At 45.3% G+C, this 21,060-nt stretch carries 17 protein-coding genes; 13 read left to right on the top strand and 4 right to left on the bottom strand.

Annotation, left to right across the window (positions count from 1 at the left end; translation table 11 throughout):
- Window positions 1–2,657 (top strand): ATPase, T2SS/T4P/T4SS family (locus RH949_RS31155; protein ID WP_446358645.1); only part of this gene is annotated, 2,657 nt, incomplete at its 5' end.
- A gap of 96 nt (window positions 2,658–2,753) precedes the next feature.
- On the top strand, window positions 2,754–4,229 hold the full coding sequence (locus RH949_RS31150; RefSeq protein ID WP_446358643.1) for a mucoidy inhibitor MuiA family protein: 1,476 nt from the start codon (window positions 2,754–2,756) through the stop codon (window positions 4,227–4,229).
- A gap of 674 nt (window positions 4,230–4,903) precedes the next feature.
- On the opposite strand, the gene RH949_RS31145 is transcribed toward RH949_RS31150, so the two are convergent.
- Both RH949_RS31145 and RH949_RS31140 read right to left on the bottom strand, forming a co-directional pair.
- Window positions 4,904–6,487, bottom strand: coding sequence for a hypothetical protein (locus tag RH949_RS31145; protein WP_446358641.1), 1,584 nt, complete (start codon window positions 6,485–6,487; stop codon window positions 4,904–4,906).
- 313 nt (window positions 6,488–6,800) lie between these two features.
- Window positions 6,801–7,202 carry a hypothetical protein gene (locus RH949_RS31140; protein ID WP_446358639.1) on the bottom strand — a complete coding sequence of 134 codons (402 nt, stop codon included), beginning with the start codon at window positions 7,200–7,202 and terminating at the stop codon, window positions 6,801–6,803.
- A 478-nt stretch (window positions 7,203–7,680) separates the two neighbouring features.
- Here RH949_RS31140 and RH949_RS31135 point away from each other — a divergent pair, with 478 nt between their 5' ends.
- The 11 genes from RH949_RS31135 (at window position 7,681) to RH949_RS31085 (ending at window position 19,632) form a co-directional block, all read left to right on the top strand.
- Window positions 7,681–8,502: an HAD-IIB family hydrolase gene (locus tag RH949_RS31135; RefSeq protein WP_006105952.1), complete on the top strand. Its 822-nt coding sequence runs from the start codon at window positions 7,681–7,683 to the stop codon at window positions 8,500–8,502.
- Window positions 8,503–8,794: 292 nt separating this feature from the next.
- A complete protein-coding gene (locus RH949_RS31130; protein ID WP_006105960.1) occupies window positions 8,795–9,130 on the top strand; it encodes a DUF760 domain-containing protein in 336 nt (111 codons plus the stop codon).
- A gap of 202 nt (window positions 9,131–9,332) precedes the next feature.
- Window positions 9,333–10,790, top strand: coding sequence for an MFS transporter (locus RH949_RS31125; protein ID WP_006105961.1), 1,458 nt, complete (start codon window positions 9,333–9,335; stop codon window positions 10,788–10,790).
- A gap of 117 nt (window positions 10,791–10,907) precedes the next feature.
- Window positions 10,908–11,501, top strand: coding sequence for a ferritin-like domain-containing protein (locus RH949_RS31120; RefSeq protein WP_446358636.1), 594 nt, complete (start codon window positions 10,908–10,910; stop codon window positions 11,499–11,501).
- 88 nt (window positions 11,502–11,589) lie between these two features.
- Window positions 11,590–14,247 carry a cyclic nucleotide-binding domain-containing protein gene (locus tag RH949_RS31115; RefSeq protein ID WP_446358634.1) on the top strand — a complete coding sequence of 886 codons (2,658 nt, stop codon included), beginning with the start codon at window positions 11,590–11,592 and terminating at the stop codon, window positions 14,245–14,247.
- An 87-nt stretch (window positions 14,248–14,334) separates the two neighbouring features.
- On the top strand, window positions 14,335–14,697 hold the full coding sequence (locus RH949_RS31110) for a hypothetical protein (protein WP_446358632.1): 363 nt from the start codon (window positions 14,335–14,337) through the stop codon (window positions 14,695–14,697).
- A complete protein-coding gene (locus tag RH949_RS31105) occupies window positions 14,694–15,095 on the top strand; it encodes an HNH endonuclease (RefSeq protein ID WP_446358630.1) in 402 nt (133 codons plus the stop codon). The genes RH949_RS31110 and RH949_RS31105 overlap by 4 nt, the downstream gene beginning before the upstream one ends.
- A 40-nt stretch (window positions 15,096–15,135) precedes the next feature.
- The gene (gene cysK, locus RH949_RS31100) at window positions 15,136–16,068 is read left to right on the top strand and encodes a cysteine synthase A (protein ID WP_446358628.1); all 933 of its coding nucleotides are present in this window, start codon (window positions 15,136–15,138) and stop codon (window positions 16,066–16,068) included.
- A gap of 209 nt (window positions 16,069–16,277) precedes the next feature.
- On the top strand, window positions 16,278–16,844 hold the full coding sequence (locus RH949_RS31095) for a phosphate-starvation-inducible PsiE family protein (protein WP_446358626.1): 567 nt from the start codon (window positions 16,278–16,280) through the stop codon (window positions 16,842–16,844).
- A gap of 79 nt (window positions 16,845–16,923) precedes the next feature.
- On the top strand, window positions 16,924–18,657 hold the full coding sequence (locus RH949_RS31090; protein WP_446358624.1) for a diflavin flavoprotein: 1,734 nt from the start codon (window positions 16,924–16,926) through the stop codon (window positions 18,655–18,657).
- A gap of 138 nt (window positions 18,658–18,795) precedes the next feature.
- Entirely contained in the window at window positions 18,796–19,632 is an 837-nt protein-coding gene (locus RH949_RS31085; RefSeq protein ID WP_446358622.1) for an ABC transporter permease, read from the top strand.
- A 131-nt stretch (window positions 19,633–19,763) separates the two neighbouring features.
- Here RH949_RS31085 and RH949_RS31080 read toward each other — a convergent pair whose 3' ends face one another.
- Together RH949_RS31080 and RH949_RS31075 are read right to left on the bottom strand one after the other, a co-directional pair.
- The gene (locus RH949_RS31080) at window positions 19,764–20,213 is read right to left on the bottom strand and encodes a hypothetical protein (protein ID WP_446358620.1); all 450 of its coding nucleotides are present in this window, start codon (window positions 20,211–20,213) and stop codon (window positions 19,764–19,766) included.
- Window positions 20,214–20,227: 14 nt separating this feature from the next.
- Window positions 20,228–20,923 carry a hypothetical protein gene (locus RH949_RS31075; RefSeq protein WP_446358618.1) on the bottom strand — a complete coding sequence of 232 codons (696 nt, stop codon included), beginning with the start codon at window positions 20,921–20,923 and terminating at the stop codon, window positions 20,228–20,230.
- Window positions 20,924–21,060: the final 137 nt, after the last annotated feature.

Raw genomic sequence — 21,060 nt, 5'->3', positions numbered from 1 at the left:
TTCAAGAGACGATTGCCCTAATTGATAACGAAATCTCTGTCCTAAAACAGCTTCATGTACCCAATCAACCGAAAGCAGAACCGGGAAAAGCACCCCCCCCTTCACCCCTAGCCGCCCGATTAGCGATCGCGAATTTCCAAGATGAGCAAATCCGTAGTCGCATTCAGGAACGACGGGAAACCCAGAACAGCTTAAAGGAGGCAAAAACCCACTTAGACGAGTTATTACACAAACAGAAACTGGCGTCAACTGCCCAACAGGTGAAACCGCACGAATTGCGGAAAACGGTGATTATCAGCTTAAGTTATCCGGCGGAGGTGACAGTTTCCCAGCAACAGTTAATTGTCGAGTATTTCGTTCCTGGCGCACGCTGGACACCCACCTATTTATGCCGTTTAGAGAGTAGCACGAATACCGCCGCGATCGCAGTTCGGGCTTTTTTGTGTCAGCACACAGGAGAAGATTGGTCTGGAGTTCGCTTGGAACTCTCAACAGCTAACCCGATGACGTGGTGTGAGTTGCCAGAATTACCCTCACTGCGGTTAGGGCGTACCCAGCCTGTCCCCAGAAAATCCGGTTGGCGTTTACCTCCCGTTGGTGCAACAATGCTGTTTGCCGATTATGACCGCCAGAAGCCGCAGTTAGTCACGGTATCTGAACAGTTCCAAAACCTGGAATCATCTTCAATTGATGTGTCATCAGTACAAGAGTTGAACTTAGGAGGTAAACAGACTGTAAGAGAAAATCTACAAAAGAATAGAACCTCAACACCAAGAGCCTTTACACAACCAGCGAGTAGAATCAAAAGTTCATTCTACAATCGATTATTACAGTTAGGTTATGTTGATGAACGGCAGATAGAACAAGCGCGGATAGAAAGCCGTAAGTCAGGACGACCTCTGACCGATGTTATTGAAGCCATTACCGGGCGTCAGTTGCCACCCGACTTAATCCGCCATTACAAAAAACAGCAACTGTTTGAACTCAAAACAATTTACGGTGTTGAATCTCTTGATCCAGAACTTAGTGAAATTTCCGGACACCAAGTCAAGGAACTGATTGAAAGCCTCATTCCTATTGACATCTGTAGTCGCTATCGTTTAGTCCCGTTATTCAAAAATGATGGTCAACCCCCATCCGTTCTAGTGGCAATGGTTGATCCGGATAATCTGGATGCCCAAGATGATCTCAACCGGATTCTCCGCCCTCAAGGAATTGGGCTACGGCGGATGGTGATTACCCAAGAAGATTATCAGAATCTGATTAATCAATATCGGGATCAAAAGCTGGCACAAGAGAAGGAACAAGAAGCTGCCAACCATATAGGCATCAGTAAGGATTTGGATTGTCTTACCCCGTCCGATGCACCAGAAGAAACAGAATGCGACTTAGGCGAAGTTTTGAATGAAGGGAGTGCTGGGATAATTAACTTTGTGAATCGTATTCTCATCAAAGCCTTACAAGAGGGAGTCTCCGACATTCACATCGAACCCCAAGAAGAATACTTGCGGGTTCGTTTTCGTAAAGATGGCGTACTGCGGCAAGCCTTCGATCCCTTACCGAAAAAGATTAAAAATGCTGTGGCTAATCGTATCAAAATCATGGCAGATTTAGACATCAACAAACGTCTATTGCAAAGTGGTCAGTTTCAGCGTCTGTTTCAGAGACGCATGGTCAATTTATTCGTCGAAATCATCCCGGCTCGGTATGGGCAAAATATTTACATGAGGGTACAAAAATCAGCCTTTGGTTTCTCAACTGGATGGATTAAAAATGACCTAATGACTTACAATTTAATGCGACTTCCCGGCGCAGATGATGCCAATCAGCGAGGGAAATTACTACTTCAAAACCAGCAGGATGTTTATCTAGCAATCCTTAAGCAACAGCAACTTGTGGTAACATTCAATGTCCTAGAAATCGTCAAACAAGCGATATCAACTTCCCAACAATGTCTGTCTACCCCATTACCATTTGGTGGAATATCAGTACGTGAAGCAGCAGGTTCCTTTGATTATGCTTACCCTGCCGATGGACGGGTAGATGTTCCGTCAGATGGACAATTTCATTCTGTGGCACTAACTAGCCAAAGTACCAATGTCAACCTGCGCTATGTTGTCGTTCCCCGTGAAGATACAAATGTTTTCCGAATTGTTCAACTTTGTAATCCCCTAGATGCCCCACTTTTAAGTGGTTCAGCTGATGTTTATGTTGATGGGGAGTATATCTTATCCACGACATTACCCACCGTACCCGCCAAGGGACAAGTTGAATTAGGTTTAGGCGTTGAACAAGGGATAAAAGTGGCTCGAAACACGACATATCAGGAAAAACGTTCCAGTCATTTATTAGTCGCATTCAACGAACTCCATCACCACCTTACAATTGACATTGCTAACCGTTTAGCCAACGAAGCACGGATTGAAATTCGAGAACGGATTCCCGTCCCTCAAGAAGGAGAAAAAGTTGATGTAGAACTTGGTAAAGTTTACCCGCAATGGCAAAAATACGAACAAGAAGAACGCGGAAAACCCATTCGAGGCGGCTATCGCTGGCGGATAAAAGTACCCGGTCAACAACAGGCAAAATTATCAGCACAGTACACCATTAAAACCTACGCCGATAGTGAAGTAATCGGTGGGAATCGACGGGAATAGTTCGTTCGTAGTGAGGGGCTTTAGCCCTCTCCAGCTAGGCGTTATAGCACTCTTCGTGCTTACTACAAACTACGCTAAAATTTACAGAGGTCAATTATGCCATCAATTACACCCCAACAAGACATTCAATCCTTAACCCTCGACGCACCCGTCACCCTCGTTACCCTACTCGAAGACCGCGCCTTAGTGCAACGCCGGGGGAAAACCAACCTAACATCAGGATTATGGCGCATCACTGTAGAAAATGTCGCCCCCGTACTTTCCGATAAATCCCTGCGGGCAGAATTTGCAGAAAACTATGATAATGCCAGAATTAATGATGTCCGCGTTCGTCGCCAGATAATCGTCAAAGACGAAGAACGACCCGAAGACATTCAACCCTTGTATAACGAGTTGCGATCGCACCAGCATCACCTCGCCATAGTTTCAGAAGACTCTCAACATCAGAAGTATTGCTTTAAACAAGTCAATACCATCTTAAGCAAAGCCTTACAAGAATTACCCATTGATGCCGTTTGGGGACAAATTGACCCCAAAACCTGGCGGGAACAATTGCAAATTCTGTTTAAACAACTCCGTGAATTGCGGACAGAAACCTTAACCAGCGGTGAACATCAAGCACAACTCAGACGGCAAATTGATGACATAACCACTCACCTCCAATCCCTATCCCGTCCCGATACAATTTACACCGCCAAAATTGAATCCGATTTAATGATTTCTGACCCTGGAGACTATGAAATTACCTTCGATTACGTTGTTCCCAATGCCTTATGGCGTCCTTGGCATCAAGCCCGTCTGCTAGTCCCAACTAATGGGTCTTCATCACCAGCTACTCTATCCTTTCGGATGGATGGGTGTGTCTGGCAAAATACAGGAGAAGACTGGACAAATGTTGATTTAATCTTTTCCACTGCCCGCACATCTCTGGGCACTGAACCCCCTCTTTTAAGCGATGACAAATTAAATGTCAAAGAAAAATCCAAACAAATTATTGTTGAAACCCGAAATCAGCAAATTCAAACCACTGGACTGGGTACAGGTGTCACCCCTCCACAGAGAGAAACGACTAATTCAGTAAACTTACCGGGTGTTGATGATGGCGGCGAAGTCCGGACGCTTCGCCCTAGCCAAAAAGCAACAATTCCCTCTGATGGTCGTCCCTATCGGGTGCCAATTTTTTCCTTTGAGTCCAAGGCTGAGATTGAATATATCTTAATGCCAGAAGTATCCTGTCAGGTTGTTCTCAAAAGCGAACAAATTAATTCATCAACCTGTCCCATTCTCGCTGGACCTGTGGACTTAGTACGTTCTTCCGAATTTGTCGGCAAAACTGCCATTGGATTCATCGCCCCCGGAGAAAAATTTGCCTTAGGATGGGGGTCTGATGAAGCCATGCGGGTGCAGCGTAGCCAAACGAAAAAACAAGAAAAAGACCATCTAACCCAGTGGAAACGAGTGATTACGCAAACCCAGTTATTTCTCTCTAATATTGCCGCTGAACCGAGAGAGATTACAATAACAGAGCGGGTTCCGGTGTCAGAATTAGAGCAAGTCAAGGTAAAGTTTTAACGAAAAAAACGACCAATGGAGTTCAACCCGATAATGATGGATTTTGTACCTGGAAATTGACCCTCGCGCCCTACTCTAAACGTCAAGTCACCCTAGTTTATCAAGTAGCAACAGCGCCAGAGGTGAAAGGAGCATTGTAAGGGTACGGTATTGCCCATTCTCAACCCCTCACCCCCAGCCCCTCTCCCACCCTGGGATACTGCTGGCGAATTGGAAAAACCTAACCCCCCAGCCCCCTTCCCTGCGAGGGAAGGGGGAGCATCAAAGCCCCTCCCCGCGTCGGGGAGGGGTTTGGGGAGGGGTCAGACCCCTCAGTTAATGACCAGCAGTATCACCCTGGGGAGAGGGGAGCAAGAAGCAAGCGGTGTTCCAAAGGTACTTTGGAAGCGTCTGTATGTGATATAGCAATCCTATTTAGGGCTTGCTGAATTAATCCGGAAGCTATACTATACAAGGGTTCTAATCCCTTTTGCCACCTAGCAAGTGCAAGGTTTTTACACTACCACTCTCTTGCAGCTTGGAATTTTTGCCGACAACAGCACTAAATTTTACCTCGACAGAGGGTTGAAACCATTGCCCATGACACACCGAGCGAAGCCGAGGTGTTGCCTATTCCCTATTGCCTCTCCCCACCACAAGACTTATTCAGCAACCCCTATTTAGCTCATCTATGATTAAAGATCATTCAAAGGATTAGGACGAGGATTGAAGGGACGATTTTGGGGTACTACCGTGAAATAAGGATTGAGGAACTCTTCCTCCACCCAACCTGAATGGTAATTCAGCTTAGTGGTCGTTTCTGTTAATTCCAATACTTCCAGATCACCCCGCAAGACGTTCATATTGGCAGGCTTTTCCCCTGTCCATTGATCCTGATCGGATACAATTCCCAGAGGTCCACCACCAAAGAAATTTAGGGCGACTTGATCAAAACCGCGTACAAAGCGATCGCCTTGCCAATGCCATTCGTGTCCCGCCCAGTAGAAAGGCGGTTGCCAAGGGCGAGGTTGCCATGATGACCCATATTTCTCAGACCAAGAACTCGTCCCCTCGTCTAAGGTGACGGTAAAGCCATCCTCATACCGAACTTCATACCGCCCTTTTTGGGTTTGGTAGTCCAACGGAGACCACCATAACACCTCTACCGTGTCTCCCACCTGATCTGGGTCAAGGGTAACGGCTGGAGTTTCCGCTAATAAACGGCGGTAAATCGGTAATCCCTGACTCGGTAGTTCCGCCTTTGCTGCAAATCGCCAACAAGACCAATTTCCAGGATTATCTGCCCCTTGCCAACGAACCTGGCAAACCCCGTTTCCGGTTCCCACCCAGAGGCGATCGCCTTCTAAGTGCAGTTGATCAGGAATTGCGCCAACTATTGGACTATTGCGGACAGTGTAAGAGGTAATTGTTCCGGATTTGAGACTAGGGGGAGAAGGACGATAGGCGACTAATCCCATTCCGGATAAATAGGGATTCCCTTCACCACTGATTTGAGTTCCCAACCAAAAGACTGGATTGCCGGGATCTCCGGCGATGACAAAATCAGTAATTTGTTGCCCTTGGATTTCTTCAGGTTGAATCACCACCAACTCATTCATATCGGGATTGTAACCAACCATCGTGGCGATACCACTAAATCCTTCCCCTTGTTCCGATGCAACGGACAAAAATAGGCGATCCGCATAACTGAGGGCAGAGGTAATTCGCGGAACTCCCAAGGAAAATCCGACTTCAGCCTGCTTTACTTGGTCTAAAGTATAGAGGGGGTGACGTTGGGGTTGTTCGCTATTGGGAGTAATCAGTTCAAAGACAACCGTTTCGGGTTCAATTCCTTGGGCTTCATTGCCAAAGGGATTCGGTTCGAGAATGACGCGATATTGATAAGATTTTCCGTTCAGTTCAATAGTTTGATAGGGAGGGTTCTGGATATTTTCTGAGAATTGTTCAGGATTATTAGCTGTCTGGAATTCAGGGGCTAACGTTCCCGGTTCTACTGTCCAAGTGCGATCAAATCGGCAAAATACAATATCATACTGCTGTGTCTGGAATGTAATCGTATCAGCATCTGTAATAATATCGCGAATGTGATAATCAAATTGCTGATACAGTCCCTCCTCATTAGCAGACGCGATCGGTAGGGGTTCAGTTTGGCTAGGGCAATTAGCGGGATTCCTGATGGCTTGAGAGGAAATGTTCACCGGGGTGGTGCAACTCTGGAGTAATCCGATAATCGCAAAAATAGGTAAGATAGGTTTCATAGAAAAAGCACCAGAACTATTATTCTTAAAGACGAATTTCAGGACTTAGCGTTCCAATTTGTCATTTGTCATTGGTCATTGGTCATTTGTTACTAGACAGGGAAGGAAGAACCGGGAACCGGAAAATCTAGGATATCGGTCTAGAAACCGGGTTTCTTTGGGTGAAAGCTGGATATTTCGTTGTCATCCTCACGAGAAACCCGGTTTCTCGGAATACTTGACCGACGCTCTAGGTGAGGTTAGACATGGTATCAGACATCATTGTAGAGTGACTCTCTTAGTCGCTACTTCGTGAAATCTGCTCCGACAAAAGTTATTTATAATTCCGGAGAAATTTTCCCCACTCCACCGCCAGAGGAATTTCGGTAAACGGAACCTGAACTGTGGATTCTGGGAGGAGAAACTCTAGTGCGATCGCGCGACCTTTTTTGGGCGGATTCTCTAAGGTAACAATTTGCCCATCAACTACCAGTTTAATGCTTTGGACATCATTCAGAGAAAAGGTTTCTATATCCACCGGACCCGAACGAGTCGGTTTTCCCCAGGTCAGATTCTTCCCCTTTTGTCCCAGTACCGCATAAATATCATATTTTGCCCGTTCAAATTGTTCTGCCCATACACGATATGCCTCAACTTTTTGATATTCATTCCAACCTGACCAAGCTAGCCAAATAAATACAGCGAGTAAGGGTAACCAGAGTAAACCACGTTCCATGTTCTTGTTAATCTATAAATAAACCAAAATATTCTAAGTAGTCGGACACAACAAAACAGCACGTCCACGCTGGTTTTGTTAACCAGCCTCAACAGGGTAAGCTCATCTAATTTAGTATAAATTGTACTTGACAAAAGTCAGAGTCATTGTGGAGCAAGAGGAAGGGTTTGCGATCGCGCCCCTAACGGGGTGAATCAAAAACCTTGTCGGGCGGTCATTGTGGAGCAAGAGGAAAGGGGGGTTTGCGATCGCGCCCTGGATATGGGTCAACCTGACTTGCACAAGCAAACCGATAAAAAATGTACTTGACAGGGTAGTCCGCCTGCGCGGACTGAGTTATAGCAACCGCCATAGCGGTTAGGACACATCATTTATGTAGAGACGCGCTATGGCGCGTCTCTACAATGGTGCCGAAAGTCCTAATCGATGTGTCTACTGCTATATAATCGGGGTGCCTAACCCAAATTGGGTATAACGAATGACAAACGTTTTAATCATTTTCACCGACTTAGATGGCACACTTATAGATTCTGATACTTACAGTTATCAGAATGCGATTCCTGTTCTCAATACCTTAAAGAATAATCAGGTTCCGGTTATTCCGGTTACCAGTAAGACACGCCTAGAAGTCGAAACGCTACGCCAATCCCTACAAATCAATGATCCGTTTATTGTGGAAAATGGTAGCGGTATCTTTGTTCCCCTCGATTATAACGACTTAACCTTACCCAAAAGTAACCAATGGGGGGATTATTATCTGCATCGCTTAGGTTGTACTTATGCTGAAGCAAGACAGGGATTAGAGAAAATAGCCACCGCCCTCAATGAACCCTTGCAGGGATTTGGGGATATGAGTGAAGCCGAGATTTGTCACTTGACAGGGTTGTCCTCCGATGAAGCCAAACAAGCCAAGGCGCGGGAGTTTACCGAACCCTTTCTGACTCCTAAGAAGGTAACACCAGAACGCCTGAACAAAATTGTACAAGACTTAGGATACCGGATAGTTGTTGGCGATCGCTTCTGTCATTTGATTGGTGCTGGAGCAGGTAAAGGAAAAGCGGTACAGTGGTTAGTAGATTCCTACCAATCTGCTCGACCTGATGCCAAAATTACTACCCTGGGTTTAGGTAATAGTCCCAATGACTTGGAGATGCTGGAAGTGGTGGATAGCCCGGTAATTGTTCCTGGAAATAAAGGAATTAATCCCGGCTTATCCGGTAAAGGATGGCAAGTTGCACCCGCACCCGGTTCTCAGGGTTGGGCGGAAGCAGTGAGGGGGGTTGTCTTGTCCCCACCCTAAAATAAAAAACCTACGCCTATAAGGAGTGTGTAGGGGCGGGTTTCACTACTATCTTTTTGGTTATACCCAGATTTAACTAAACCCGCCCCGACTAAATGACGAATGACGAATGACGATCTTCACCGTTAGCTTTTATTGTGTCCACCTATTTAATGTGAGTCTATAGTTGATCACGTCGTAAAATCCGCCACAGGTGTTCGGTTGCACTCACTAGGCGAGGACTAGAAGATTGATTAAAGTAAAAGATAAGAGATAGGAAAACAAACGACACTACCCAATTTCGATTATTACCATGAACAATCTGTCCAATCGAGTTCCAGAATTTTTTGATGGCGAAGGCGAAGGCGGTAACTTACTCTGGCAATATGTCCAGTCTCTGCATCCAGAAACCGTCGCCCAACTCTCTAAACCCGATCCGGAAGTGGTTCAGGTGATGGAACGCAACCTAATCGGAATGTTAGGCGCACTCCCTCATGAACATTTTAATGTCACGGTTACGACCAACCGCGAAAATCTGAGTCGGTTATTAGTTTCTGCAATGATGAGCGGTTATTTTCTCCGCAATGCTCAACAGCGCCTGGAATTTGAAAAGTCGCTGCACGAAGTTGCCGAAATGTACGACAATTAATTAACTATCTGTAGACAAAGTGAAATTCGTCATTTATCCTACTCGCTTCGCGAAAAGCAAGCTACGTCATTCGGAAAAAGAAAACAAAGGACAAATGACATAAGACGAAGGACATAAGACGAAGGACATAAGACGAAGGATAACCTTGTCATCTGCCATCAGAAGTGAGATGATCGCTCAAAATGAGTGGTAAACTTCCCTGATGGCTAACCCTTTTCCCCAGAAAACTCCCAGTGAACCCTTGAATTTGCCCACCAAACTCGCTTATGGAGTTGGAGAACTGGGAGGAGAGATTCCGGGTAATATCTTAGTCTTTTTCTTGCTGTTTTTCCTCACCAATGTCGCGGGGTTAAATCCCACCTTGGCGGGGAGTGTTTTGCTGATTGGCAAGGTTTGGGATGCGATTAACGATCCGATGATCGGGTATTTGAGCGATCGCACTCGTTCTCCGTTAGGGCGGCGTTACCCGTGGATGCTGATTGGGGCGATTCCTTTGGGGATTGGCTTTGGTTTACAGTGGTTTGTTCCGCCTACCTCGAATCAATGGCTACTGTTTGCCTATTATGGGGGAGTTGGGATTCTCTTTTATGCGGCGTTTACTTCGGTTGTTCTCACCCATAATGCGTTAGCGGCTGAACTCACTCAAAGCTATGATGAGCGCATTGATTTAATTAGCTTTAAAGCGTCGTTTAGCATCGGTGCGAGTATTTTTTCCCTGGGTTTAGCCCAGATTATTTTTGCATACGTTGATGATGAGTCTCAAGAGTATCGGATTCTGGGCACAATTTGTGCAGTTGTCGCTACCTTAGCCGTTTTCCTGTGTGTTGTTGGCACCTATAAGCGTTATAAGCAAATTGAAGCCCAACGGGAATCGGTGACTCAGGTATCCGTTTTACCCATCACCCAACAGTTTCGGATTGCGTTTAGCAACTTCCCGTTTATTTGTGTGATCGGGATTTATTTGTGTTCGTGGTTAAGTCTGCAAACAACAGCAGCGATTCTGCCCTTTTTTGTGACGCATTGGATGGGATTACCGGATCACCACTTTACCCAAACTGCGCTCACTGTTCAAGGGACAGCCTTAAGTATGACATTTGTCTGGAGTGCGATCGCCAAACGGGTGGGTAAACGGATTATCTATTGTATCGGTATCCCTGTCACTGTCTGTGCCTTGATGGGACTGTTTTTCTTACAACCCAATCAAGTGGCATTAATGTATGTTCTGGCGGTGTTTGTGGGGCTGGGTTTGTCTACGGCTTATATTGTACCCTGGTCAATGCTTCCTGATGTGGTTGATTTTGATGAATTTAACACCGGACAACGACGGGAGGGTATTTTCTATGCCTTAGTTGTACAAATACACAAAATTGCCGTCGCGATCGCACTATTCCTCGTGGGTAGATCCCTAGATATGTCGGGGTTTATCTCCAGCACCTCTGAACAGTTACCCACGACTCAACCAGAATCAGCGTTGTGGACGATTCGTCTGCTGATTGGTCCGATTCCCGCTATTGTCCTCATGGGCGGTTTAGCTTGGGCGTACTTCTATCCGATTAGTCGTTCCTTCCATGGCGAAATCCTCCTAAAACTCATCGAACGCCGGAATACGGAAACGTTAAGAGATGGGGGAGATGGGGGAGATGGGGAAGACTACGGATGAAACCACAAGATTGTTAAATAACTTTATAGTGATATAAAATAATCAGAAGAACATTTACGTGATCCCTCGTTGATGCCTGGATCAGGCAACGATAGAGATATAGATAGGGAAACCTCCATGAATAACCTTCACCATAACCAAAGGCAGCACAAGCATCGTCGGCATCGCCAGACAACCCTAGAGACGGGCAACCATCGGCGACGACGCAGAGGGTGTCGATTCCCTGGCGTGGTTTTGGGAACAATGGTGCTGACATGCAGCAGCGCCTTCGCTGAAACTGCGTCACAACAACCCAGTAATGTTGTGTATCAACTCAACCCCGAAACCCAAGCCGCGTTGGTTGAAGCCATCGAAGATGAATATAAAGCCCGCGCTTTCTACGAAGCAGTTATCAATAAGTTCGGTAGTGTGCGACCATTTAGTAATATTGTTCACGCCGAAGCCAGACACGCTCAACGATTGGCAGCCCTGTTCATGAAGTATGGAGTGCCAGTACCAGCAGATACGTTTACTGGAACGATTGAGGCACCCGATAGCCTAAAAGCCGCCTGTCAAATCAGCATAGACGGCGAAATCGAGAATCTCAAAATGTACGATCGCTTTTCATCCTTTGTTCAGGAACCTGATATCGTTGCAGCTTTCTCCCAATTGCGTGACGCTTCCGCTAATCGCCATTTACCTGCTTTTGAGCGCTGTTATCGTCGATTGTAACGGGTTATTTGTCATTGGTCATTGGTCATTAGTCCTTTGTCAATAACCGATAAGTTAAAACGAATATGAGGTTTTCAGGCGCGATTTTATGACAGCCAGCCAGATTGAACAACTCCCTCTCCAACCTACCCCTGATATCGATATAACTCTAGATGATCAAGCAATACAGGAATGCTGCAACTGGTTGAGTTTTCACCGAGTTTGGGGAGAACTTAGCGATGCTGCGATTCACGCCATGGCGAGGGCATTTCAACCCTTGACAGTGGAACCGAATCGCGAAATCTATCGCCAAGGATTACAGCCAGCGGGTTTGTATCTACTCAAATGGGGAACTGTGGAGATTTATCGCCATTCTCTGGTGGGTAGAACCCATATTACCTATCGCAATGCGGGGGAAACCTTTGGCTATGTGCCATTAGTAGAAAACCAAGACACCGCTAGCTATCGCGCCAGCGCCGTCGCCCTGACAAAGAGTGAAATTTGGTTCCTCGGACAAACTGAGTTTCGTACCCTCTGTCGCACCTATCCAGACTTTCAAGGGGCAATTAATACCCTATTGGCGCAAGACTTAGCCAACTTTGCCATGCGAATGGCAAAGGAACAGGCGAGAATTCAGGGGTTACAGCGCTATATTCAGCCCGTACCCAGGGGAGAAGATATCATCGGTACGAGTAAAGCCACCAAAAAACTGCGATCGCAGATTCAACAAGCCCAGGATGACCTAAAACCTGTCATGTTTCAAGCCCCAGCCGGGAGTGGCAAAACCTTCTTGGCGGGGTTAATTCATGCTGGTTCATCCCTGCAAAACCGTCAGTTTGCCGAAATTGACTGCGCTGAGTTACCCAAAACTGAAGCGGGTGCGGTGAATACCGATGCCCTATTTGGTAAACAGGGAGAACAACTGGGGGTGATTGAACTGCTGGAACGGGGGAGTTTACTGATTGATAATATCCATCTCTTAACCCCCCAAGAGCGCGATCGCTTAATTCACTTTATCAAAACAGGCAGCTTTACCCCCAATCCCAACCCCGAATCTGAGGAATCCTCATCGCCACCCCTTGTCCAATCCTGGGTGCGCCTGATCCTCGCCAGTCCCCAAAAAATCGCCCTATCTGGCGTCGATGTTCATACCATCAAACTCTTTAGCCTCCCCCAACGTAAAGGAGATATTCCCGAATTTGCTCGCTATTTCCTCCAGAAATTCTGTCGCCAACGCGAGGAAATCCTGCAACTGGATCAAGCCAATTTGCGCCGTTTAATCAGTTATGATTATCCCGGAAATATTGCCGAACTCGCAGGAATCCTGCAACGCGCCGTCTTGATGACACCCGCCGGACAATCGGTGATTCCAGAACAGGTTCTTTGGTCTGTAGAATCAAAGAAAAATGCCTTCCGTGTCGATTTACTCAACCAACTACCTTGGTTACGTAAATTTCTCTTAAGTGACTGGTGGCCCCAACGGTTCTGGTTTATCGTCATGGCAATTTTTATCCCAGTGACAGTGATGGGATATATCGGTCCGCAAAGCCGAGATGCCAGCATCACCTTGAATTTTTTCTGGGCATGGTGGTGGCCCCTCTACCTCTTTTTATTTGCCTTTGTCGGTCGCCTTTGGTGTGCAATATGTCCGTTTATGATTACAGGGGAATGGATTAGAAAAGTCTCCCTATGGATATTTCCGCGCCAACTCTTACCGTGGCCCACGAAATGGTTAAATAAATGGGGCGCTTGGGTGTTATTTGCCGGATTTGTAGCGATTTATTTGTGGGAGAAACTCTGGGATTTACCTCATACGCCTTACCTGTCCTCTTGGCTATTAGTCGCAATTGCTGCGGGTGCGGTGATTTGTAGTGTCATTTATGAACGCCGCCTCTGGTGTCGCTATCTCTGTCCCATTGGTGGAATGAATGGGATGTTTGCCAAACTTTCTATGATTGAAGTGCGATCGGTTCAGCAAGTTTGTGGGAGTCAATGCAGTACCTTTGGCTGTTATAAAGGTAGTGAGGCGACACCTGTTAATTTTAGTAATCCCTTACCGAATGAAGGACAAGCCACAGGAGGATGTCCTCTCTATTCTCATCCGGCTCAGTTACAGGATAATCGAGATTGTGTGTTATGTATGACCTGTCTTAAGGCTTGTCCGAACCGTTCAGTACAGTTCAATTTGCGATTTCCGGCGGTGGATTTATTGGAGAATCATCAAGGGTTTTGGGCAGAAGTGGCGTTGATGTTGCTCTTATTTGGCGGCGTATTTATGCACTATTCGCACCGGATTCTGGGATGGTTGGGTGTTGGGAATATACCCTTAGATTCTGAGCATTTGTTGACGGCGTTCCCTGTGGTAACGTTGTTGCTGTTGATTCCCTTTGTCGCCACCTATTTGACACATCAACTGGCGCGTTTATTTGACAAAGAAATGCCAGATTATTTAAAGGTCATTTATGCCTATCTGCCCATGATGTTAGCGGCGAATTTAGCCTATTATGTGCCAGCCGGAATTACGGAAGCCGGTCAGATTCTGCCCGTTATTGCTCGTACTTTTGGTTATTCTGGCGCGAATTTGCCAACGTTAACCTGGAGTATGGATGTGGCGAGTTTTTTACAGGGGGTGACGTTGCTTTCAATTTTAGCGTTCAGCATCTATCCGTTGTTAAAAATTACCCAACGTCCGTTCTGGAACAATTTACCTCATTTGGTGCTGATGGCTGGTTTTACCGTGGTTTTCTTTGAATTAATGATCGGGTGAACTTCAGTGTTTAGGTAAGCGAAGACAGCGCAATGACGAACCAACTATAAACTATAATTGGTGAGCAAGAAACTCTCAAGTAAAGACATGACTACAGTTGCTATCTTGCCAGTATCCGATGCAAGCGGTGAGAGGCTTTATCGAGCGATTGCAGGTGATAAGCAATCCACTGGTAAAACCGCAGGTGAAGCGTTAGATGCATTGACCGCCCAGCTAGAAGGAGGTGAATTGGGTACTCTATTGATTCTCCAAAGCTTTCGTCCTGACTGGTTTTTTAGTGAAGTTGAGCAACAGCGTTTATCTAAGTTGATAAATCGGTGGCGAACAGCCCGCGATCAGGGAGAAATGCTACCTCCAGAACAACAAGCGGAGTTAGATAGTCTTGTCGAGGCGGAATTGAAAGCCGCCACAGCCCGAACCGCCGCTTTGATACAGCAACTGAACCCATGAATCCTTTCTATACTCTAGTTGCTGATCGTGCCTTTCATCGCTGTGAATATTGTCATGCTCCTGAACTGGTTTTCAACTTTCCGTTTGAAGTCGAACACATCATACCCCTTTACCGAGGCGGCGCTAATGCTGAATTCAATCTGGCTCTTGCTTGTCGCTCCTGCAATCTGCGTAAAGGAACTCGTATCAGTGGACTCGATCCTGAATCCAATCGGGAAGTTAGTCTGTTTCATCCCAGACAAGACTTGTGGGATGATCATTTCCAAGTAGACAGCGATTCGGGAAAATTGGTGGCGAAAACACCTATTGGAAGAGTCGCGATCGCGTATTTAGAGATGAACAGTCAAGCACAAGTAACAGCAAGGCAACTATGGATTCGTTTAGGTTTATTTCCCTAAGACTTTATCGTAAGTGAAATTGTACTTCCATCTGCCATCTATGAAAATTTACTCAAACATTACAGATGTTATCGGTAGCACCTCCCTGGTGCAACTTCAACGCCTTCCCCAACGTCACGGCTGCGTCGCCACAATTGTCTTAAAACTGGAGGGGATGAATCCAGCCAAATCGATTAAAGATCGCATCGCGATTAGTATGGTTGCGGAGGCGGAGGAGGTGGGATTGATTCAGCCGGGAGTCTCGACGATTATTGAGGCGACATCGGGGAATACGGGTATTGGTTTAGCCATGGTTTGTGCGGCTAAGGGATATCGCTTAATTTTAACTATGCCAGAAAATATGAGTCGTGAACGTCAGCAATTGGTGAAAGCCTACGGTGCAGAAGTGGTGCTGACACCTGCTAAAGCAGATATGGCTGGCGCGATCGCCCGGGCGAATGAGTTATTGGCGACTCTCCCCAATGCTTTTTCCCCACAACAATTTAGTAATCCCGCTAACCCGAAAATTCATTATCAAACCACGGGACCAGAGATTTGGCAAGGGACAGATGGACAAATTGACATTCTTGTGCTAGGCGTTGGCACAGGGGGGACACTCACGGGGGCGGGGCGCTATCTCAAACAACAAAAACCCCAATTGAAAATTGTGGCAATTGAGCCAACTAAGAGTGCGGTTTTAAGTGGCAAACCTGCGGGAATCCATAATTTACAAGGAATTGGTGCGGGGTTTGTTCCTGACGTGTTGCGGGTGAATTTGATTGACGAAATTATGCAGGTGAATGAGGCGCAAGCTTATGACATCGGGCGTCAGTTAGCGCAGGAGGAAGGAATTCTTAGTGGCATTTCTACAGGGGCGGCGGTGTCTGCTGCGTTAAAGGTGGGGTGTCGTCCCGAAAATCGCGATCGCCTAATTGTGGTGATTCAACCCAGTGGTGGAGAACGGTATCTGAGTACACCAATGTTTGCCCATTAATCTGTCATGTATTTAAATTGGGTACGAGTAGCGAGCAAGATGCTCGTACTACAAGGATGGCGTCATTATTGATATTTAAGATTTAATCGTTAGCCTCTCTCCCTCTATAATCTGTTGATGTCATACATTAAATTTGTAAATAACAAACTGTTGCAGCGATAAGCGTTAACAATGTAAGCTAGGGGCTAGTGATACAGAAGGAACCTCCCATGCATGAGCCTCTACCATCCTCGCCACCAAACTGGTACGAACAGGTTAAGCGAAATCACATTGTCCGGGCGCTAGAAACAATCCAAGACTTATTTATCATTTCCCTCTGTGTTGGCTTATTTGCTTTGATGGCGATTCAGCTACGAGAAATGTTTTTGGAGTTGCTACCGCCCTTAGATTTCCCTGGCGTCACTTCAGATATTCTGTTCTTGCTGATTTTGGTTGAGTTATTCCGACTGCTGATTATTTACTTACAAGAACAGCGGGTATCGATTGGAGTAGCAGTAGAAGTTTCCATTGTCTCTGTGCTGCGGGAGGTGATTGTGCGAGGAGTCTTGGAAACCTCCTGGATTCAAATTTTAGCTGCCTGTGCATTCTTAATTGTGATGGCGGCTTTATTAATTGTACGAGTCTATTTGCCACCAACATTTGATGGGATTGACCCAGAAAAACGGTTGTCCTTGCAATATAAACAGCCGACAATGAGTCAGGTTACTGATTCTAATAATCACCCGTTAACTCCTTACGCCAATACGAAGGTTGTGGCAGATAAAAGGGGTCACTGAGTTCCGAATATCATGTTCTTGGCTGTTCCCTTTTCCCTAAACTAAAACGTCAACATTAATTTCGTTCAACTGATTATCTATGACTACAATACCTGATATTAAACCCCGTGATGTCCAAGTCGCCGCCATTGAAGGAACGGATACAACGGTTTTGCGATCGCGAACCTGGGATAGACTCAAGTTTGAGGTAGAATATTCCCTACAACGGGGTACAACCGCCAACTCTTATCTAATTCAAGCCGATAAAACAGCGCTGATTGATCCGCCAGGGGAATCCTTTACTGAAATCTTCCTGACTCAATTACAGCAATGCCTAAATGTACAGCAATTGGATTATGTGATTTTAGGTCACGTCAATCCCAACCGAATGGTAACGCTGAAAGCTTTACTAGAATTAGCCCCCCAAATCACCTTTGTTTGTTCTAAAGCCGGGGCGGTGGCGTTACAAAATGCCTTACGAGAATACCAATGCAATGTTTGGGTACCCAAAGGCGAGGAAACCTTAGACTTAGGTCAAAATCATCAGCTACAATTCATTCCCATCCCCACACCTCGTTGGCCCGATGGACAATGTACGTATGACCCCCAAAGTCGTATCCTATTTACCGATAAACTCTTCGGCGCCCATGTCTGCGGCGATGAACTCTTTGATGAAAACTGGAAACGCCTAGACGAAGACCGACGCTACTATTATGATTGTCTCCATGCTGCCCAAGCGCGACAAGTTGAAGTCGCCCTGAACAAACTAGCCACGTTCTCGGCGAAAATGTACGCCCCAGGTCATGGTCCAATTGTCCGTTATAGCCTCAGTCGATTCCTCCATGACTATCGCCAATGGGGTCAGCAGCAGACTGAACAGGACTTGACAATAGCATTAATTTATGCATCAGCTTATGGGAATACTGCCACATTAGCCCAAGCGATCGCCAGAGGAATTACCAAAACTGGTGCAGCCGTCGAATCGATTAACTGTGAATTTGCCGAACCTGGGGAGATTGAAGCCGCGATTCAACGCTGTGATGGCTTTTTAATTGGTTCCCCTACCCTGGGTGGGCATACCCCCACTCAAGTGCAAACGGCGTTAGGGATTGTCCTCTCCAATGCCGCGAAAACCAAACTAGCTGGGGTGTTTGGTTCCTATGGCTGGAGTGGCGAAGCCGTTGATGAAATTGAAAGCAAACTTTTAGATGCAGGGTATCGATTAGGGTTTGAATCGATTCGGGTTAAATTTAAACCTGATGACGAGACGATTCAATATTGTAAAGAAGTCGGCATAGATTTTGCCCAGGCGCTGAAAAAATCCAAGAAATTCCGCGCCCCCAAACAAGCCGTCAGCAGCGCCCAAATTGATCGAACAGCGCAGGCGGTGGGACGAATTGTCGGATCATTGTGTGTTGTCGCGGCGCAGCGTGGGAATGTTCGCAGTGGGATGTTAGCCTCTTGGGTAACGCAAGCCTCATTCAATCCGCCAGGGATTACTGTTGCGATCGCCAAAGATCGGGCTGTTGAGTCTCTGACGCATACGGAAGATAGTTTTGTCCTGAATATCTTAAAAGAAGGGATGAATGTAAGGCGACACTTTTTACAATCCTTTGCGCCAGGGGACGATCGATTTGCGGGGTTAGAGACGGAAACAGCGGAAAATGGTTGTCCGATTATCAAAGATGCCCTGGCTTATTTAGAATGTACAGTGCAGAGTCGGATGGATTGCGGCGATCACTGGTTAATCTATGCGATTGTCGATAATGGTAAAGTATTGCAATCAACGGGGATGACGGCTGTACACCACCGTAAATCAGGCAATCATTATTGATTTGTCATTCGTCATTCGTCATTGGTCATTCGTTATTTAGTCGGGGCGGGTTTAGTAACATCAGGGTGCAAATCAAATGTTAATGGTAAAACCCGCCCCTACAACAGATGTTTCATCTCCCCCATCTTTCCTGTATCCATGGAAAACAACGCCATTAAACGATTTAGGCAATCAACATCCGGCAAAATTGGTCTTTTAATCACGTTCACCATCATCCTAATGGCGTTGTTAGCACCGATTCTCAATCCTTATAACCCAGCAACCGATCGCAATTATACCGCCCGGTTACAACCTCCCAGCTTGGATCATTGGTTTGGCACCGATGGTTTAGGACGAGATATTCTTGACCTGGTATGGTATGGGTTACGCACGTCTCTATTTATCGGTTTAGTTTCCGTGGGATTAGGGTTAATTGTGGGAGTTGTGTTGGGGTTAATCGCGGGTTATTTTCGAGGCGGGTTAGAAACCGTGATTGGCTGGTTCACCGATATTCTGTTAGCCTTTCCCTCAATTCTACTCGCGATCGCGATCGTCACGGTAACCGGTCCAAGTATCGCCAGTGTGATGATTGCTGTGGGTGTGGTGCAAGTCCCCATTTTCATCCGTTTGACTCGCAGTATGGTGCTATCCTTGCGGGAACAGGACTTTGTGCAAACCGTGCGATCGTTTGGTGCGACGCCAGGACGGATCATTGTTTATCATATCTTACCCGCTAGCTTGAGTCCTTTAGTCGTGCAAGGGACGCTTTCCATTGGTACGGCTACCTTAGAAGCAGCGGGTTTAGGCTTTTTAGGGTTAGGCGCACAACCTCCCACGCCGGAATTAGGAACGATGTTATCCGATGCATTTAAGGGCGGCTATTCTTTATCATCTCCCTGGACAATTTTGTTTCCTGGTTTGTTTATTACCCTAACTGTTTTAGCCTTTAATTTACTCGGAGATGGTTTAAGAGACGCTTTAGATCCCCATAGTTAGCTTGTGCGGTGAGAAGCCCCGTGCTGTACCCGCAGGGGAGTGTATATGAGGATTTCACCTAGAAGAGTTGAAGGGGAGTTCAAGTAGGTTGGGTAGAGCGAATATTAAAAGGCTTCGGGATTAATGTCCGACTACTTAATTTCAAACTCTAAACATTCATTGTAAACTGAATGTGTCATAGATATAATTTCATCTATAGTGTTATTATCCAATATTTTTTTGTATCTACTCACTACTTCTTCATCTACTACATTAGAAGAATTGTATTCACTATTTGATGCTATAGGAATACTGTTAAAAGTTGGACTTGTCAATATTTCATTAAATTTAATTCCTACAATTTCAGATATAAAATTCATCACTAATTCTGTTTTTTGTACTATATCTTCAAAAAGAACAATAATAATCTTATCACCATATTTATTTTTTGCATTCAAACTAGCTTTAGCACTTTCTTTCCACAGATCTATGACATTTTCAAGAGAACCTCGCTTTTCTATAGCAATCCTAAATTGATTGTGGCAATTTTCAAAACTGAAACCCTTGCTATACCTTGATTTCAAGCCGTCTACTTGTTGCATCCTATTTAGGATTGCTATAGATAGCCACGCTTAAAAACTGAAGAATACCAACTGGCTGGATGACGAATACTTGTCAATAAATAACCGTCGGGATAATCCTTAAAAAACCGTTCTAAATTTTCGGTATTCATTACAACTCTTGGAGTAAATCCTGTGACTATTTTTTTGTTCGGTGTGTATATATTCTGATAATCTATCCAAGCATTAAAAAATGATGTTAAATAACAATTTAATACCTGTCTCTGGTTGGTTATTTTTTCTTCTTTTATCAGCTTATTATATATTCTTTCCTGCAAATGTATGTCATATATAAATGGATATTTTGGAGCGTTGGGATTTTTTTTTAATTCTTTCAAATTTTTTTGATAAAATCCCAAATTCACATATCTTGTAATCCAAAATTTCTCTTTAAATTCCAGTACTTTTTTAAAGTCTATAGTTTCATCATTGTTTAGCAAGTTGGGCCACATACCCATGTGTTTAGGAGGTACATCCCACATAAATTCCCAGGGATGAGCATAGACCTGCGGATGTCCATCAAATAACTGAGATAGCAAAGTGCCGCCTGATCTCTCTATTTGACTAATCAGTATTACAGGTTGTTCGATCTTGTGAATCCACTGAATTTTCAAGTCTCTATAGTTCAAAAAATAATGCTTTTGCAGTCTATTAATTTTTTTCGATATTTTAGAAACTATATTCTTTTGCATTTTTAACTTATTTTGTATTTGTGATTACTGTATGATAGATACATCAATAACATGGAACAAATTTTTTGTCAAGTGACTACCTTAGATTTTCTTTTGGCTGAAGCTTGGGCAGCGTATGCTTTCCCTGACATGCTCTC

Origin of the sequence: Coleofasciculus sp. A1-SPW-01, from assembly GCF_040217205.1 — a bacterium.
Classification (GTDB): domain Bacteria; phylum Cyanobacteriota; class Cyanobacteriia; order Cyanobacteriales; family Coleofasciculaceae; genus Coleofasciculus; species Coleofasciculus chthonoplastes_A.
The sequence above is the reverse complement of the archived record's forward strand: the minus strand, read 5'-3'. Positions and strand labels throughout refer to the sequence as shown.

What these genes read in the sequence shown, in the direction of transcription:
- RH949_RS31105 (WP_446358630.1), top strand. Translation starts at nt 14,694, where the DNA reads ATGAATCCTTTCTATACTCTAGTTGCTGATCGTGCCTTTCATCGCTGT.
- RH949_RS31145 (WP_446358641.1), bottom strand. Translation starts at nt 6,487, where the DNA reads ATGAAACCTATCTTACCTATTTTTGCGATTATCGGATTACTCCAGAGT.
- RH949_RS31110 (WP_446358632.1), top strand. Translation starts at nt 14,335, where the DNA reads ATGACTACAGTTGCTATCTTGCCAGTATCCGATGCAAGCGGTGAGAGG.
- RH949_RS31090 (WP_446358624.1), top strand. Translation starts at nt 16,924, where the DNA reads ATGACTACAATACCTGATATTAAACCCCGTGATGTCCAAGTCGCCGCC.
- RH949_RS31130 (WP_006105960.1), top strand. Translation starts at nt 8,795, where the DNA reads ATGAACAATCTGTCCAATCGAGTTCCAGAATTTTTTGATGGCGAAGGC.
- RH949_RS31085 (WP_446358622.1), top strand. Translation starts at nt 18,796, where the DNA reads ATGGAAAACAACGCCATTAAACGATTTAGGCAATCAACATCCGGCAAA.
- RH949_RS31080 (WP_446358620.1), bottom strand. Translation starts at nt 20,213, where the DNA reads ATGCAACAAGTAGACGGCTTGAAATCAAGGTATAGCAAGGGTTTCAGT.
- cysK (WP_446358628.1), top strand. Translation starts at nt 15,136, where the DNA reads ATGAAAATTTACTCAAACATTACAGATGTTATCGGTAGCACCTCCCTG.
- RH949_RS31140 (WP_446358639.1), bottom strand. Translation starts at nt 7,202, where the DNA reads ATGGAACGTGGTTTACTCTGGTTACCCTTACTCGCTGTATTTATTTGG.
- RH949_RS31095 (WP_446358626.1), top strand. Translation starts at nt 16,278, where the DNA reads ATGCATGAGCCTCTACCATCCTCGCCACCAAACTGGTACGAACAGGTT.
- RH949_RS31135 (WP_006105952.1), top strand. Translation starts at nt 7,681, where the DNA reads ATGACAAACGTTTTAATCATTTTCACCGACTTAGATGGCACACTTATA.
- RH949_RS31150 (WP_446358643.1), top strand. Translation starts at nt 2,754, where the DNA reads ATGCCATCAATTACACCCCAACAAGACATTCAATCCTTAACCCTCGAC.
- RH949_RS31115 (WP_446358634.1), top strand. Translation starts at nt 11,590, where the DNA reads ATGACAGCCAGCCAGATTGAACAACTCCCTCTCCAACCTACCCCTGAT.
- RH949_RS31075 (WP_446358618.1), bottom strand. Translation starts at nt 20,923, where the DNA reads ATGCAAAAGAATATAGTTTCTAAAATATCGAAAAAAATTAATAGACTG.
- RH949_RS31120 (WP_446358636.1), top strand. Translation starts at nt 10,908, where the DNA reads ATGAATAACCTTCACCATAACCAAAGGCAGCACAAGCATCGTCGGCAT.
- RH949_RS31125 (WP_006105961.1), top strand. Translation starts at nt 9,333, where the DNA reads ATGGCTAACCCTTTTCCCCAGAAAACTCCCAGTGAACCCTTGAATTTG.